Origin of the sequence: Citrobacter sp. HN-141 (genome assembly GCF_033341895.1) — a bacterium.
In the GTDB taxonomy this organism is placed as follows: domain Bacteria; phylum Pseudomonadota; class Gammaproteobacteria; order Enterobacterales; family Enterobacteriaceae; genus Citrobacter.
Genome location: NZ_JAWPBF010000026.1, coordinates 24,802 through 40,544 on the forward strand (window position 1 = coordinate 24,802; position 15,743 = coordinate 40,544).

The 15,743-nt window shown below is 51.4% G+C and carries 22 protein-coding genes; 20 read left to right on the forward strand and 2 right to left on the reverse strand.

Annotation, left to right across the window (positions count from 1 at the left end; all coding sequences use genetic code 11):
• From RYZ59_RS22550 to RYZ59_RS22640, 19 genes are all read left to right on the forward strand, one after another.
• Positions 1-591: a hypothetical protein gene (locus RYZ59_RS22550; RefSeq protein ID WP_318050801.1), complete on the forward strand. Its 591-nt coding sequence runs from the start codon at positions 1-3 to the stop codon at positions 589-591.
• The gene (locus tag RYZ59_RS22555; protein ID WP_001472189.1) at positions 591-995 is read left to right on the forward strand and encodes a head decoration protein; all 405 of its coding nucleotides are present in this window, start codon (positions 591-593) and stop codon (positions 993-995) included. The genes RYZ59_RS22550 and RYZ59_RS22555 overlap by 1 nt, the downstream gene beginning before the upstream one ends.
• A gap of 97 nt (positions 996-1,092) precedes the next feature.
• On the forward strand, positions 1,093-2,142 hold the full coding sequence (locus RYZ59_RS22560; RefSeq protein WP_318050803.1) for a major capsid protein: 1,050 nt from the start codon (positions 1,093-1,095) through the stop codon (positions 2,140-2,142).
• Between the two features lies 1 nt (position 2,143).
• Positions 2,144-2,524 carry a hypothetical protein gene (locus tag RYZ59_RS22565; protein WP_001118869.1) on the forward strand — a complete coding sequence of 127 codons (381 nt, stop codon included), beginning with the start codon at positions 2,144-2,146 and terminating at the stop codon, positions 2,522-2,524.
• A gap of 4 nt (positions 2,525-2,528) precedes the next feature.
• Entirely contained in the window at positions 2,529-2,888 is a 360-nt protein-coding gene (locus tag RYZ59_RS22570) for a hypothetical protein (RefSeq protein ID WP_000537794.1), read from the forward strand.
• Entirely contained in the window at positions 2,885-3,430 is a 546-nt protein-coding gene (locus RYZ59_RS22575; RefSeq protein ID WP_001083242.1) for a hypothetical protein, read from the forward strand. The genes RYZ59_RS22570 and RYZ59_RS22575 overlap by 4 nt, the downstream gene beginning before the upstream one ends.
• 3 nt (positions 3,431-3,433) lie before the next feature.
• Positions 3,434-3,631 carry a DUF2635 domain-containing protein gene (locus RYZ59_RS22580; protein WP_000497745.1) on the forward strand — a complete coding sequence of 66 codons (198 nt, stop codon included), beginning with the start codon at positions 3,434-3,436 and terminating at the stop codon, positions 3,629-3,631.
• Positions 3,628-5,130, forward strand: coding sequence for a phage tail sheath subtilisin-like domain-containing protein (locus tag RYZ59_RS22585; protein WP_023157310.1), 1,503 nt, complete (start codon positions 3,628-3,630; stop codon positions 5,128-5,130). Before RYZ59_RS22580 ends, RYZ59_RS22585 begins: the two co-directional genes overlap by 4 nt.
• Positions 5,131-5,133: 3 nt before the next feature.
• Entirely contained in the window at positions 5,134-5,505 is a 372-nt protein-coding gene (locus tag RYZ59_RS22590; protein ID WP_000896638.1) for a phage tail tube protein, read from the forward strand.
• A 1-nt stretch (position 5,506) separates the two neighbouring features.
• Positions 5,507-5,785 (forward strand): phage tail assembly protein, encoded by a 279-nt coding sequence (locus RYZ59_RS22595; protein WP_000807719.1) that lies wholly within the window; start codon positions 5,507-5,509, stop codon positions 5,783-5,785.
• Between the two features lie 141 nt (positions 5,786-5,926).
• On the forward strand, positions 5,927-7,855 hold the full coding sequence (locus tag RYZ59_RS22600) for a hypothetical protein (RefSeq protein WP_318050808.1): 1,929 nt from the start codon (positions 5,927-5,929) through the stop codon (positions 7,853-7,855).
• Positions 7,856-7,923: 68 nt separating this feature from the next.
• A complete protein-coding gene (locus tag RYZ59_RS22605) occupies positions 7,924-9,324 on the forward strand; it encodes a DNA circularization protein (protein WP_181633600.1) in 1,401 nt (466 codons plus the stop codon).
• Positions 9,321-10,406, forward strand: a complete 1,086-nt coding sequence (locus RYZ59_RS22610; RefSeq protein ID WP_001515585.1) for a phage baseplate assembly protein — start codon at positions 9,321-9,323, stop codon at positions 10,404-10,406. Before RYZ59_RS22605 ends, RYZ59_RS22610 begins: the two co-directional genes overlap by 4 nt.
• Entirely contained in the window at positions 10,403-10,987 is a 585-nt protein-coding gene (locus RYZ59_RS22615; RefSeq protein WP_023568807.1) for a phage baseplate assembly protein, read from the forward strand. Before RYZ59_RS22610 ends, RYZ59_RS22615 begins: the two co-directional genes overlap by 4 nt.
• On the forward strand, positions 10,984-11,421 hold the full coding sequence (locus tag RYZ59_RS22620; RefSeq protein WP_001279799.1) for a phage GP46 family protein: 438 nt from the start codon (positions 10,984-10,986) through the stop codon (positions 11,419-11,421). Before RYZ59_RS22615 ends, RYZ59_RS22620 begins: the two co-directional genes overlap by 4 nt.
• Position 11,422: 1 nt before the next feature.
• Positions 11,423-12,565: a baseplate J/gp47 family protein gene (locus RYZ59_RS22625; RefSeq protein ID WP_016237005.1), complete on the forward strand. Its 1,143-nt coding sequence runs from the start codon at positions 11,423-11,425 to the stop codon at positions 12,563-12,565.
• Entirely contained in the window at positions 12,562-13,155 is a 594-nt protein-coding gene (locus RYZ59_RS22630) for a YmfQ family protein (protein WP_001515583.1), read from the forward strand. Before RYZ59_RS22625 ends, RYZ59_RS22630 begins: the two co-directional genes overlap by 4 nt.
• Positions 13,156-13,206: 51 nt before the next feature.
• A complete protein-coding gene (locus tag RYZ59_RS22635) occupies positions 13,207-13,944 on the forward strand; it encodes an integrase (RefSeq protein ID WP_318050818.1) in 738 nt (245 codons plus the stop codon).
• Positions 13,944-14,537 carry a tail fiber assembly protein gene (locus tag RYZ59_RS22640; RefSeq protein WP_202038364.1) on the forward strand — a complete coding sequence of 198 codons (594 nt, stop codon included), beginning with the start codon at positions 13,944-13,946 and terminating at the stop codon, positions 14,535-14,537. Before RYZ59_RS22635 ends, RYZ59_RS22640 begins: the two co-directional genes overlap by 1 nt.
• Before the next feature lie 21 nt (positions 14,538-14,558).
• On the opposite strand, the gene RYZ59_RS22645 is transcribed toward RYZ59_RS22640, so the two are convergent.
• Positions 14,559-14,801 carry a DinI family protein gene (locus RYZ59_RS22645; RefSeq protein WP_202038365.1) on the reverse strand — a complete coding sequence of 81 codons (243 nt, stop codon included), beginning with the start codon at positions 14,799-14,801 and terminating at the stop codon, positions 14,559-14,561.
• A 78-nt stretch (positions 14,802-14,879) separates the two neighbouring features.
• Here RYZ59_RS22645 and RYZ59_RS22650 point away from each other — a divergent pair, with 78 nt between their 5' ends.
• Complete coding sequence (locus tag RYZ59_RS22650; protein ID WP_202038366.1) at positions 14,880-15,269, forward strand: S24 family peptidase; 390 nt, start codon at positions 14,880-14,882, stop codon at positions 15,267-15,269.
• Positions 15,270-15,552: 283 nt separating this feature from the next.
• Here RYZ59_RS22650 and RYZ59_RS22655 read toward each other — a convergent pair.
• Positions 15,553-15,743: hypothetical protein (locus RYZ59_RS22655; RefSeq protein ID WP_318050822.1), on the reverse strand; the 191-nt coding region annotated here is incomplete at its 5' end.

A 15,743-nucleotide genomic window follows, 5' to 3' on the forward strand; every position in this document is an offset into this window, starting at 1 on the left:
ATGGCAAAGAAAAAGACGTTTAGTTTTGCTCACCTCATTGGTCTTGGCCCTTCCGCTTCTGAGGAAGAAGAGGATAAAAAAGCCAAAAAAGCGAAAGCCCGTCGCGCGGAAGAGGACGAGCGCGAAGATGATGCCGATGATGATGAGCGCGACGACGACGCGGAAGAAGACGAACGCGACGATGATGCTGAAGATGACGGCGATGATCCGGATGTGTCAGAAGATGATGATTCTGAAGACGACGGCGACGACGATCGCAAAGAGAGTAAGGCGGTAAAAAATGCACGCGCTGCTGAGCGTAAACGCTGCGCCCGTATTTTCGGCAGTAAGCATGCAGCTGCGAATCCTTCACTGGCCGCGTCACTGGCTTTCAATACCGGGATGAGTTCTGCGGCAGCAATTAATGTCCTAGCCTCTTCGGCTCCGGCCGCAGCCGCATCTCAGCCATCCCGTAAACGCTCTCTCGATCAGCGTATGCAGGAAAGCCACCAGGTCCGGCTTAATCCGGATAGCGGACAGAAAGAGACCGGAAAGTCTGCGCTGGTAAGTAAAATGACCGTCCTCTACAACTCCACAAGAGGAGAGAAATAATGGATCAGTTTGGTCAGAATGCGTTTGCGCCTGGCATGAAGAGCGCGCTGTTTGTTCCGGATCAGCTTGTCGCTGGCACGCTCCAGCTGGTGACTGACACCGGGATCATTACGGGCGGTGCCTTTAAGCGTGGTACTGTCCTGGGCCTGGTGGCTGCCAGCGGGAAATACACGCAATGTGTGAAAACGGCTGAAGATGGCAGTCAGTTACCCGTTGCTATTCTGGTTGATGATGTTGATGCATCGTCTTCCGATCAGAACGGCGGCCTGTATCTGATGGGGGAATTCAACCAGCACCGAATTATTTTTGATAACTCCTGGACGACCGCTGACCTGAAAAAAGCGCTCCGACCGCTGGCTATCTTCCTGAAAGACAGTGACCAGGCACCTGTAACCACCTCCTGATTTCCCCCACGGCTCTCCTGACGAATGCTTTAACCGGCAGGGGCTGGCTCGTTTAAATTTTTTGCCAGCTGCGGCTGGCACTATCAAGAGACTGAATATGGAAAATATTTTTGATACCAGCGTGCTGGTGCAGGTTGTTCCTAACCTGAAAACCAGTCAGAACTGGCTGCTCGATCGCTTCTTCCCGAATGTCGTGACTTACGAGACTGAAGAAGTGGCGATTGATGTTGATGTCGGCCTGCGTCGTATGGCGCCGTTCGTCTCCCCGCTGGTGGAAGGTAAGCTGGTCGAATCCCGTAAATACCAGACCAATACCTTCAAACCGGCATACATCAAAGATAAGCGCGCGCCGGACCTGCGCAAACCTATCCGCCGCCAGATTGGTGAGCGTATTGGCGGGGAATATACCGCTGCCGAGCGCGAAATGCTGAACCTTCAGTTTGAAATGACTGACCAGATTGACATGATCAACCGTCGTCTGGAATGGATGGCGGCGAGTGCGCTGGTGTCTGGGACCGTAACCGTCGCCGGGGAGGGCTATGAAACTCAGGTGGTGGATTTCGGGCGTGCTTCGGATCTGACCATCACTCTTAGCGGCTCGGATAAATGGCCACTGACCGTTGCAGCTGGCGCTACCAATACCCAGCCATCAGATGACATTGAAATCTGGCAGACTACTTTCCTGAAAGAGTCCGGCTCTGTCGCCACGGATCTGGTCTTTACGAATAAGTCATGGCGTGCATTCCGACTGGATACCACCATCAAGGATAACGCCATTACATTCCCGGTGCTGAGCCCGTTTGGTAACCAGATTAACGCCGGCCCACAGGTAATGAAGGGCGCAATTTATAAAGGGCGCTGGGGTAACTTTGACCTCTGGTTATATAACGACTGGTTTATTGATCCGCTGGACAACGTCGAGAAGCCTATGATCCCCGATGGCGCTGTCATTATGAGTGGTGCCGATCTGATGGGTACCCGCGCCTTTGGCGTTATCCTGGACCCGGCTTTCAACTACGGTCCGCTGGCTTATGCGCCAAAATCCTGGGTGAAAGAAGATCCAGCCCAGCGTCTTATCCTGATGCAATCCTCCCCGCTGGTTATTCCGAGCCGGGTAAATGCATCCCTCTGCGCAACGGTGGTCTGATATGGCAAAACAACCTAATACCGGGCTGGCTGATGATCTGAATGCAGAAGGATCTGCCAAAGACGGCCTGAGCGTTGACGACCTGAATGCTGGCGATAACACCCAGGAAAAACAGCCTTTGAGCAAAACAGATGATGCCGAATTGTCTGTTGATGACGATGGTGGTGACGAAAAATCCGGAGACACTGAATCGCAGGAGTATGTGGTGTTGAAAGGGAATTGCATTCGTCATGACGGGGAGATGTACCGCGAAAATATGCGCATCCCTGTAACCGGCAAAGATGCTGAGCGTCTTCTGCAGTCCGGCGTTATTGCTGATGTTGATGTGCTTCGTAAGCGAGTTCTTGCTTCTCAGCCATCAGTTTCAGTTACGACAGGGTAATGACATGGGCGTGGACTGGGATTCTCATCTTCTGAGTCCGCTGCATGATGTCTTTGGCGATGAGCACGAGTACCGTCCACGTAACGGTACTCCTTTTACAATTAACGGGATTTTTGACCGTGGTTATGCGCAGGTTGCTGAAAACCTTGATGGCGATTCAGAAATTAACACCTCCAGCCCGATGTTGGGTGTGCGCGATGCTGAATTTCGCAAGCTGGGTAAATCGCAACCTGCTGTATCTGACCGGGTATTTATAAAGACGGTCGGTGGTCACATCATCAATCAGTTATTTGTTGTGTCAAACGTCGAACCCGACAGTCATGGCGGATCTCGTCTTGTCCTCAATGTGGTAAAACCGCGATGAATTCAGCAGCGATACGGCAAATGGTTGTCACTGCACTAACCGGGACAACCAGCGCGGGCGACCGCGTATTCTCTCCACGCGACTGGTCAACTTCACCAGATATGTATCCTGTGTTGTTGGTTCAGACGCCTTTTGAACAGAAAAAATCACAGGGGCGTAATACCCCTGCTTTTACCACCCTCACCACTGTCAGGATCACTGGGCGCGTTCAGGAGTATGACGGCGATACAGTGGATGATGGAGCCATGCGGGCAGAGCTGGCGCTTGAAAGCCTTCGCGAGCAGGTGGAGCGCGCGGTGATCAACAGCTACGAACTGACGCGGAATATTCAGAAATACGCGGAAGTTCGTTCAACCATCAATGTTGATTCAGAAGGAGAGGCCCATATGGGGCAGCTTCTTTTCGAGATCGACATAGAGCATTACCAGGGGCCGGAAGATTTTTATCCTGTCCAGTCGGTTCCCCTTGAGGGCATGGATATTGCGGTCGACATGCCAGACGGCACAGTTAAACCGGGTATCAGCCTCAATCTTCAGGAGTAATCCATGTTTGTTAAGCCGAACAACGGGCTCAGCGTTCGCTGCCCCGTCAAGGGCATCCCATTGCCTAAAGAGGGTGCTGAAGTACCTGACAATATTTTCTGGCGTCGCCGTCTGAGCGATGGGGACGTGATCCTCTCTAAAAAGGATGAGGGCGCGCCAGAGAAACAATCATTACCTAAAAAAGCGGGAGAAAATGAATGACCGTACCTTTCGCTCGTGTTCCCGATAACCTGCGGGTAGGGCTTTTCTTCGTTGAGTTTGATAACTCAATGGCGAATAACGCCACTGCCACGCAGCGCACCCTGCTTATCGGTGGGATGCTCAGTACCGGCTCAACCCCCCCTGGTATTCCGCAGCGAGTTTCCTCTTCGGATACCGTCGGTGAGCTGACAGGAAAAGGGGGAATTCTGCAGGCCATGATGGCGGCGTATCAGAAAAATGATACCGCAGCCGAAGTCTGGATCCTGCCGCTGGAGGAAGACTCCGATTCCATGGTGGCTGCAACCGGCACCATTAAAGTGAGCAGCGCACCGACGGCAACCGGAGTGATCTCCCTTTATATTGCTGGTGAGCGCATTCAGTTGACCGTTGTAGCAACAGATACGGTGGCAGCGATCGCCACCTCTCTGGCCGCGGCGATTAACGCAAAAACCACGCTACCTGTAACCGCCAGTGCGACTACGGATACCGTAACCCTGACCGCGAAGAATCTTGGTGCTACGGGTAATGGGATCGACATTCGCCTGAACTTCCTCGGCTTACCTGGAGGCGAGTCCACACCTGCAGGCCTGGAACTGACGATTACTGCTATGTCTAACGGAGTCGGGGCTCCGGATATTACCGGCGCGCTGGCAAACCTGCAGGATCGAACATTCGATTTCATCATCAACCCTTACGACGATACAACCTCGTTGAATGTGATGAAGGAGTTCCTGTCAGACACTGGCGGTCGCTGGGCATGGGACAAGCAGCTTTATGGCCATTCCTTTGGTACCACCACCGGGACTTACGCCCAGCTCGGTACCAAAGGTGAGCTGCGCAATAACCAGCATGAGACCCTGCTGGGCGTAAATAAATCGCCGTCCCCTTCCTGGGCATGGTCTGCAGCTTACACCGGCGCAGCTGCGGTGAGTCTGCGTAATGACCCCGGCCGCCCGCTACAGTCGCTCGCTGTTCAGGGGGTGCTTGCGCCAGAACTGCAGGATCGCTTTGAGCTGACCGAGCGTAACAATCTGCTGTACAGCGGCATTTCGACATTTACGGTCGATGACGATGGCACGGTGCGCATTGAAAACCTGATCACCACCTACCAGAAAAACAGCTATGGCGATGCAGATGACAGTTATCTGGAAGTGGAGACGCTGTTCAGCCTGATGTTTGTGACCCGCTACCTGCGCACAGCGGTGACCAGCAAGTTTGGCCGTATGAAGCTTGCTGCGGATGGAACCCGATTTGCACCTGGCGCGGCGATCGTCACGCCAAACATTATCAAGGCCGATCAGATTGCCGAGTACCAGACTCTGGTATGGAACGGTTATGCGCAGGATGCGGAGGCATTCGCAAAAAATATCATCGTCGAGCAGAACGCCAAAAATCCGAACCGCGTCGATGTGCTGTGGCCGGGAACCCTCATGAACCAGTTGCGCATTTTCGCGCTGCTCAATCAGTTCCGCACTCGGGCTGAATCAACAGGAGCTTAAACGATGGCAGGTGATACTACTAACCGCCTGGCGGGAACCGCCTATGTCACTGTTAACGGTGTGACGGTAATGGTGGAGGGCTCGTTTAAATACCAGGCTGCCACCGTAAACCGTACCACCCTGACAGGGATGGATGGTGTGCACGGATATAAGGAAAAACCTGTGGCGCCATACATTTCTGCCCGACTGCGTGACAGTGGCGGAACGAATGTGCAGGGCTTTAACCAGCAGACGAACGTCAACGTGATCGCCGAGCTGGCTAACGGGAAAACTATCATTGGCCGTTCACTCTGGACGGTCAACGTCCAGGAAGTGGAAAGCGAAGATGCAGTATTTGATGTTCGCTGGGAAGGCCGCGACGTAACGGAGAACTAAGATGGCTGAGATTGAACGCGTTAAAACCATTCCATTAACCGTAGCGCTGGATGATGCTGCGGAGAAGACCACTTATACGCAGCTGGAGCTGAAAGCACCCACGCTAAGCCAGGCTGAGCAGTTTTATGAGAAACAGGCTGCGTCAACGTCGCTCGCGGCGATGCGCCTGCTTATTGCGCTGGTTTCCGGTACGCGTGAAAGCGTACTGCAGCCGATGGATTTTCTCGACTTCCGTAAGTGTGAGGAGTATCTGCTCAGTTTTTTGACCTGGAAGCCCTAACAGCCTGGCAAGAAGCAGCCGCTGACGTCACGTTTTACTTTCGATGGACAGAAGATAGGGCGTGGGGAATGACCCGCGCCCGATTGAAATGGTGGATAGCCCAGGCATCCCGGATCAACAAACTCAGGAAACCTGAAGACGATGAGTAATGTCTTTGATTTTGAGCTGGTGGCAAATGATCAGGTCAGTGATGTTATTGACCGTATCAATGAAGCTATCCGTGGGCTTGAACCTAAACTCGATAGAACGAAAGAAGGGCTTCATTTAGGTGGGCAGGAAACAGTTGATGGGCTGAATGGCTTTATTTCACGTTTTGAAAATCTGTCTAAAACGGCCAGGGACAACGTGCAGCTTATCGGGGATATGGTTCCTCCCTTGAAAATGGTTGGGGAGCTATCTGGTAAGTTGGGTTCACTCGGTATTGCTGGTGCTGCAGGGTACGGGCTTAAACAGGTGGCCTACGGTTTTCGCGAAGCGTCCAGGGAAGCGTATAACCTGGACGTTTCATCAAAGAATGCCGGTATGCGTGTAGACGATTTTTCCCGTCTTGCTGGAGCGATGCGCATCCTTGGCGCTGATAGTGAAAGTGCCAATGCTTCTATCGATGGTATGGCGAAAACGCTGAAAGAAGCCGCCAGTGGCGCGAATGGGCAGGTACTTGGTGCGCTCGCACAGATCGGTGTTCAGATACAGAAAAATAATGATGGTTCTGTTGATACGCTAAAAACATTACAGGAGATTGCTCGTGTCTTCCCTTCGTTGCGGCCTGAGCAACAAAAGTCCGTAGCGGATGCTCTTGGGCTGACGCCAGAAATGTTGGCGTTAATGCGTGAAGGTGAGCGCATGAAAACGCTGCTGGCTAAATCTGATGAGTTTGGTCTGACTGTGGATCCGGCACTAAATCAGCAATTGAGTGAAGTGAACGGCACTATGAATGAGCTCAGCGCATCCTGGGATGGTCTGTGGCAACGTTCAAAAAACAAGGCACTTAAGACCATTCTTTCGGATGGTTCAGTCAAAGACGGCCTTGAAGGTGTTACCGATCTGTTCACTAATGGTGATTTTACTGGGCTGTCTCATGCTCTCGGTTTTATCAACAGCAATGATGCTGAGAAACTACGGCGCATTCAGAACGATAAGGAACTTTATAACAGCTTACCCCGCAGTGAACGTGGGCAGGTTGACGCGGGTTTCATGACTGATGCTGTAAGAAAGCGGTACGATGCGAATTACCGCGCGACCGATTCTGCGATTCAATTGCAGAATGACTTATCCGCTATCAGCCAGCCACAATCCAACGTTGCACGCGGCAATGTTCCTTACGGGGAAACAAGGAATAACGCAATTGGCTTCAGAAATAATAATCCCGGTAATTTGAGGGTTGCAGCAAACGCAACGGGTAAAAATGGCGGATTTTCTACCTTTGCGAATGATGCCGACGGAAGAACTGCAATGGCGAGACAGCTGATGTTGTATGGTGACAGGGGGAATAATACTCTGGATGGGATTATTCATACCTATGCTCCGCAATCAGAGAATAATACTCGTGCATATATTGACTCCGTCTCAAAAGCCACTGGATATGGAGCCAAAGAGCAAGTAAATCTGCACGATCCGGAAACATTAAAAACGATAATGGCAGCCATGATTAAACATGAGAATGGCGCACAACCTTATACTGAGGAACAACTGCTAAACGCCATCCAGACCGCCATTACTGATGATCGGTGGTCAGGGAAGAGAAATCCGGATGTGCTGGCTCAACAGCGATATGATATTATCTCAGGTTCGCAAACTGGAAATCGTGACTCCAGCACTCTTAGTAACCCGAGTGATGAAACTGATATTCTCTCAGGCTCGCAGAACAGAAATCGGGAATCCATCATTCAGCCAGAGTTGCAGCGTTCGGGACCAGATAAGACCCTTACCGATAATATTACGCGCTCCTTCATGAGTGCGATGGCTGAGCAAAAATTGAAACTTGAGATCACCATGATCGACGGGAAGGGAGGGCGAAGGGAATACAGCGCCGAAGATGGCGGAAGAATAACGTTACCCATGTCTTACTGATCATTTTCAACTGTCATTGTATATACGGTAACCGCCAGGTGGCGGTTTTTTTTATTTCAGGAGACCTGATGCCAATTATCCAGAATGCAATAACTGCACTGATGGGGGGCGGTGACAACGATGACTGGCGGGGATTAATACGATCCAGTTCCTTTCGTGGTGTGCCTTTCGCCATGGTGATGGAAGAAGGTAGCCACGGCAGACGTCAGGCTGTACATGAATACCCTTATCGGGATACGGCCTGGATAGAGGATCTTGGTCGGGGAACCCGGCGCTTTGTTCTCCGCGGATTTATCATCCAGAACAGTCAGGTTTACGGTGGTGGTGATGTTATCACTCAACGTCAGTCGCTCATTGCTGCCTGTGAAAAAAAAGGAAGCGGTACGCTTGTCCATCCTACACTGGGAGAATTAACGGTTTCCATCCCTGAGAATGGTTTGCGTATTTCCGGGTCGATGGAGAACGGGCGAGTATTTGAATTTACTCTGATGGCAATTGAATCAGGGCTTAAAGTGTTTGCCGTCACGGGCAGTACCGTTGCAGGCGCCACGGTGAAAACCAACTATCTGAAACTGGTCAGCACTGCTGTGCTGAGCACGATTGCCAGGGTTAAGAGTGAAATCCGCGGTGTCACACAGGCTATAAACACCATCAGAGGCACGGTCACGTTCTGGACTAACATGGTTGACAGCACCATCAGTCAGGTCACGAATCTCAGCAATGTCCTGAACTCCACGTTCGGGAATACCCGGTACGGACGTTACAGTAAAGGCTCTGTGGGCGGTAGTTCCTCTGCTGTTGCTGGCAAATCGTCAGTTGCTGATGTGGATGATGAGAGAGCACTGGCTGACAAGGTAACAGCCCAGTCGGTAATGGACCGGAAAAATGTTACCGACAGGTCGAGCCAGCTTAGCAGCTCCAACACACCTGATGAGTTTGTCCAGGGCGTCGCCGACGTGGTAAACGCAATTCTTAACAGCGCCGGCAGCGTTAATGACCGAATCACAGCGCTGGAAAAACTAGCTAATTCAATCAGCACGGAGTACCAGCAGTCCGACAGCAGCAAAGCGATTTCGGCGACCATGAACACGCTGATTGTTGTGCTATGTACTGGTGCCATGACCAGTGCCGCTGCGGACTCCAGACCAGCCAGTACAGACGAGGCAGAAGAGTTAACTCAACGAGTTTCTGTGCAACTTGATACGGCGCTGGTTCTGGCTGGAGACCGCGCGGACGATGATATGTATAACGCGCTTCTCGCCGTCAGATCGGCATTCCTTTCTACGATGAGTGAGCGTGCTTCTGGTCTGAGCGAGCTTCTGCAGGTTACTACCGCTCAGCCGCTTCCGGCGCTGACGCTGGCAAACCGATTATACCAGGATGCCACCCGTGCAGATGAACTGGTACAGGAAGCGCGCGTAGCGCATCCGGCGTTTATGCCGACAACCATGAAGGTACTGAGGCAATGAATGCAGACAGCGATCTGGATGTTGTTTCTTTGACGGTCGACGGCAAAATCATCGAGGGGTGGGATTCTGTCCGGGTAACGCGGGGTATTGAGCGTTTTCCCTCTGATTTCGATCTTGGGCTAATGGATTACTTCCCTGGCAACGAAGATCGTCAACTCGTTGAAGAGGGAATGTCTTGTGAAGTTCGTATCGGAGATGATCTGACACTGACGGGATATGTTGATGACTGGGAACCCGCACTATCGCGCTCCCGCCATGAGGTCCGCGCCACGGGCAGGAGCAAATGTCAGGACCTGGTGGATTGCTCAGCTGAGTGGCCTAACAACGTCATTAATGCCAGTAATGCGCTTGAAATTGCTTCTCGCCTGGCATCCTACTACGGCATCACCGTAACCACGGATGTTGATGAACTTGTGAAGGTACCCCAGTTCACTCTGAACTGGGGTGAGTCTCCGCAAGAAGTCATCGATCGGGTGGCCAGATGGTCTGCTCTGCTTTACTACGATCAGCCCGATGGAAACCTGTTACTGACCCGGGTGGGAACACGTCGTGCGGCGAGTGGGATAGCCGAAGGGGTAAATGTCGAGCAGGCATACTACCGCAAATCGATGGCTGACAGGTTTTCAGATTATGTCGGTGTATCAATGAGCGTTTCTCCAATTGCAGGGTATTCGCCTGATACGGCCTATGACGCTGTGACTCTGGCAACGGCGAGAGATCCGGAGGCCGCCCGTATGCGGTACCGAAAACATATATCGATTGTGGAAAGTACCCTGATGGCTACTCAACAGGCACAAAGTGCGATCGACTGGGAAATGAACCGGCGGTACGGACGTTCAAAACAGCTCTCGGTAACCATCGATTCCTGGCGGGATAAAGACGGGAAACTGTGGGAACCAAACACATTGATCCCCGTTGATCTTCCCACCTTACGGTTGCCGGAGACTGAATTGCTACTGGCAGAAGTCACCTATATGCGCGATGACTACGGCACCCATGCACGCATGACGCTGATGCCGCCTGAAGCATTCGCCGTTCAGCCATATGCCTTCTACCAGAACCTGGCGGGATTCAATACATGAAGCAACTATTTAAACATGCAGCGACTAGGATCGCCGGCATGCTGGGGATTGGCCGGATCACGGCTATGAAAGATGGTGGGGTGGTGCAGTCAATCCAGTACCAGACTCCGCTGGAGGTGGCCAGCGCACCGCGGATGGCTGAATTTGGTTTTTCATCCGGCCTGCCGTCAGGGACTGACGTGGTTCTGGCTTTTATTGGCGGTGATCGTTCCAGCGCGGTGGTAATTGCGTCCAACCATCAGGGGTTCCGTCATACAGGCCTGAAAGCGGGCGAAACGGTCATGTATAACCAGTGGGGCCTTAATATTCTCCTGACGGAGAAGGGGATCTTCCTGGATGCAAAGGGCCAGAATGTTGAGGTCAATAACGCCACTAACGTGACCATCAATGCCAGCCAGGGGATCCTTGCAAATACCCCGATCCTGAGGTGCACGGGTGACATTGTTGATAACTGTGAAACCAATACCCGAACACTGAAAGAGCTGCGGGATGCACATAATGACCATGATCATGTGGTTAAAAATGCCCAGAGTGGCAATGACAATATCCGCAGCCAAAAAACAGAGGATCAGGTGACATGAGTGACATCGCTTCATTCTGGAATGTGGATGAGATGTTTGCTGACTGGCAGAAAGGGCTGGGTGAACTCACCACGGGGAACGATTTACAGACTGCAATACTGGACAGCCTGTTTACCGACAGGCTGGCGCGCGCTGACGATGATTATGAGGATAGCGATCGCCGCGGCTGGTGGGGGGATTCCGGGGAGGAATCCCAACTGGGATCCCGGCTTTGGCTGCTACGGCGGAAAAAACTGACCCCGGATGTAGCAAAAAAAGCGGAGGAATACTCGAGTGAAGCGCTCAACTGGTTAAAGGTTGATGGCGTTGTCAGCGAGGTTATTCCTGTTGCAAGGATCGTCCTGCCTGACCGGCTCAATCTCATTATCCGCTATCAGGCACCGGGGAAGGACTGGCAGGAATTCAGGTTTTACTGGATATGGGAGCAACGTTAATATGCCGTTTAAACGACCGACGCTGAGCGAACTCCGCGACGGAAACCGGAAATTTATGCAGGCGGAGCTTGAGGATGTTGGTGCGCTCCTGCGCTTCGCGAACCTGAAGGTACTGGCTGACATGGATGCGGGGATGGGGCATCTGCATTACGCCTACCTTGACTATATTGCCCTGCAGACAAACCCGTTTACCTCTACCGATGAGTATCTCGCCGGGTGGATGGCCCTTAAGCAGGTATTCAGAAAACCAGCTGCAGCGGCGAAGTCGCCTGCGGTACAGGCTAGTGGCAGTGTTGACAGTATTATCCCTGTTGGCTCGATCATTAACCGCGGGGACGGATACCAGTACCGGACGGATGCAGATCTTAAAATTCAGGCAGATGGATTTGGTATCGTCGCGGTGACGGCCATCCTGCCGGATATTACCAGTGATGTAACGGGTGGAGGCGCGCGCGGTAACGCTGATGCCGGGACCATAATGACCCTGGACGCGAATATTGCTGGCGTGGATCCACAGGTAACGTTACTGTCCGCTGCGACCGGCGGAGCCGATATTGAAACGGAAGAGGACTTTCGCAGTCGTGGCTTGCTGGCATGGCAGAATCCGCCTCAGGGTGGAAGCGACGCCGATTATAAAAAATGGGCGCTTGAGGTTTCGGGCGTCACCCGCGCGTGGGTAAAGCGGCGTCTGAACGGGGCCGGGACCGTTGGCGTGTATATCATGTGTGATCGGAATGACAATGGTGGGTTTCCGGTCGGTACCGATGGAATATCCCAACTTGAGGACTGGGGGGCTGTTAAAGCCACCGGAGACCAGCTCGCTGTCGCCGACCACATCTATCCGCAGCAGACAGACACTGCCATTGTTTTCGTATGTTCCCCGATCAAGAAAGTCATCAATATTGAAATCTCTGGTATCAAAAATGCCGACAGCACCACAGTTCAGGGTATAAAAGACGCGCTGACGGCGCTGTTTTTTGATGAGGCTAACCCTGATGGTTCCGGGAAAGTTTACCTCTCTGATATTAACGGGAGTATCGGCGGTGTTAGTGGCACGACGGGCTATATCCTTAACTCTCCGATGGCCAATATCACCTTTGCTGTTGGCGAAATTCCGGTGCTTGGCGGGGTGAATTTTGTATGAGCCTCTTTTCAAAAAATGATTATGCCGGTGCGCTTGGCGCGTTGCTGCCGACGGGCAGGGCGTGGCCCAGATCGCAAAAAACGGTACAGGCTGCGGTATTACGGGCACTGGGCAGCGCGTTTCAGCGTTCTGACAACGATGCGCAAAGCCTGATTACTGGTGCTTTTCCCCCTACAGCGACGGTAATGTTGTCAGAATGGGAAAGCTCTCTGGGGTTACCAGATGATTGTGCGATTGGTGAATCCGGTGGCGTCAGCGATCGCCAGCGCGCCGTGGTGGCAAAGTTAATCAGCACCGGCGGCCTGAACCGCGATTATTACATCCGGGTGGCTGCAGCTCTTGGTTATACCATCACTATCACACAGTTCCGGCCCGCTATGAGTGGCATGTCAGTATGCGGTGATGCGCTTAACGGTGACGAGTGGCCATTTACCTGGCGGATAAATGCGCCACAAACAACGATCAAGTATTCGCTTGCTGGCGCGTCCTACTGCGGAGATCCGCTCGCATCGTGGGGCAATAAACAACTGGAGTGTTCAATCAACAAAATTGCCCCATCCCATCTGAACATCATTTTCAATTATTCATAACTGATATTTCCCCCTCTGATTTTATCGCTTAACACTAAGTGAGGATTAACTATGCTCCGAATCGGGCAAGTCGAAGCCACTGCAACGCAGGATGGCAAATATACTGATGGAAGTATTGCTGGTGGTATTGCCGCAACGAGGCTGCGGGCAGCAGCGTTTAACGCCATGCAGGAAGAGTTAGCGCATATCGTAGAGTCAGCAGGATTGGCGCTCGACATTAACGATATGACTCAGGTTTTAAAAGCCATTCAAAAACTCACACTGAGCCGTGCAAACCCATTTGCCGATATCAAATCAGATGGTGCAGCGGCGATTTCTACGGCTCTCACAAACCTTGGTTTGGGAGCAGGCGCTCCCCCTATTGGAATCCCGTTTTACTGGTCATTGGCTGCAATGCCAAATACGGTCGTGCCGGAATGGTCAAACATGGTATTTCTGAAAACCAATAATACGTCGTTCTCTGCCGCCGAATATCCAAAACTGGCGCTGATGTGGCCGGGTCTGTTTATTCCTGATATGCGGGGGGATTTTATTCGTATTTTTGACGATGGGCGCGGCGTGAACCCGACACAGCCATTACTGGGGTGGGCGGACTCACGCCTCAAGGAGCATACGCATGTGTTACCAACAGGCAGGATTAATGTTGGCGTGGACAATTTCTCTTCTACCTGGGTCACGGTAGAAAATGATGTGGCCACGCCAAAAATATATACAAAAACGCAGAGCGGTGGCGCCGGTGAAACCGCACCACGCTCAATAGCATTTAACTGTCTGGTGAGGGCAAAATAATGAAACCTGTTTTTGATGAAAATGGACTGGCTATTGTGCCGGGGAATGTCGTCTGCTTTTACTATGATGCAGCCACGGGAGAATACTGCGGGTTCTCTGATGAATTTATTCATCCTGGTGTCAGTATGCCAGGGCATTCAACTGATATAGATCCGGGAGAGAAACGGTCGGGATTTGTCGCTGTATTCAACGGTACTGACTGGGAGCAACAGCCAGACCATCGCGGCATTACGGTCTATTCGACTATGGACAGAACCCCGGAATTCGTTGATTACATAGGGGAGATTCGTTCTGGTTACACAACCGTTGCGCCATCCACTCAGTATGATAAATGGGATGGCAGCAAGTGGGTTACAGATGCCGACGCGCAGCGAAATGCAGCGATAGTTGACGCTGAAAAACTGCGTAGTAAGTTGCTGGCCAGTGCCGATAAAGTAATGCTCGACTGGCGAACAGAGCTGATGCTGGGTGAAATCAGCGACGCCAACAAAGCTAAACTGTCGGCGTGGATGGCTTATAAAAACGAGGTTAAGGCGGTCGATGTGACAACTGACCCTGAGCATGTTAACTGGCCCGCTCTCCCGCCTGCGTAGGCTGTGCAGGATTGCAGAACATTATTCATTTGCCAGCCACATATCAGCCTCTTCAAACATTTCCTGAACAGTACGGCTTATTTGTTCTTTCTCATGCTTGCTGGCGTCAGTGTTGATCGCCGGCAGTGTCATCATCGGTTTTACCCGGACATCAGCATCCGGGAAAATCCGGTGAACCCTCTTAGTCAATTCGCCCAGAATGATGTCTTTTGCACCTGGCAGACCATCAAAATTCCGTTTGTCATAAACGAGTTCCACGAACATTGCGCATTACCTCTTTACTGGATAGATATACAGTATTTATACTGTATTTCTATCCGTCATTCAAGAGAGGGTACTGACATGGGATTCCCATCACCTGCGGCAGATTATGTTGAAACACGAATCTCCCTCGACCAGCAGTTTATTCGCCATCCATCAGCAACGTATTTTATGCGGGCTGCAGCTTCGTATTATCGTGAAGGGATACTGAACGGTGCGCTGCTGGTTATCGACTCATCTTTATCGCCATGCGATGGTTCGTTGTTGATATGTGCGATGGATGGAGAATTCAGGATTAAGCGATACCGGACGCACCCGAAGCCGCACCTGATCAACCTAGAGAACGGGAGAAGGGAAGCGATACCAGCCGAAAATGAAGGATATGGCACTTCGCTCCCGGTGTTCGGGGTGATCACCTACATCATTAATGATGCGAGGCTGGGGGAGTTTGATGACTGTCCTGTTATGTGATGATAAAAACAAAAAAGCCCGCACGGGCGGGCAATGATATGCTTATTTTGTGTTCAAATTTATTATAGGCGAGTTGAGTATCGGCATTAACAATGACTAATTTAGTGCTGATTAAAAATAATTCTTAGCAAGAAAATTAATTTCAAGTGATTACGGAGAGTGACAGTTTCTGTGTCGGGTGTATTTTACATTTTTAAGAAAAATGCCCTCGCAAAAGCAGCAAAGAAAAGAAGTAATCCACCAGGTTTAAGGGTTGGTTTTGTTTAAGTTCATTTGGAAACAGCTAGTTGTTGAGATTAAAAAAAATAGTAAAGTTTAATTGATTGATGACGATAACTTGAATGACACAGGCAAGCCTGGCGTAATAACCCAAAAGGAATATTTTATGGCACAAGTTATCAATACAAACAGCCTGTCGCTGTTGACCCAGAATAACCTGAACAAATCTCAGTCTTCTCTGAGCTCCGCTATTGA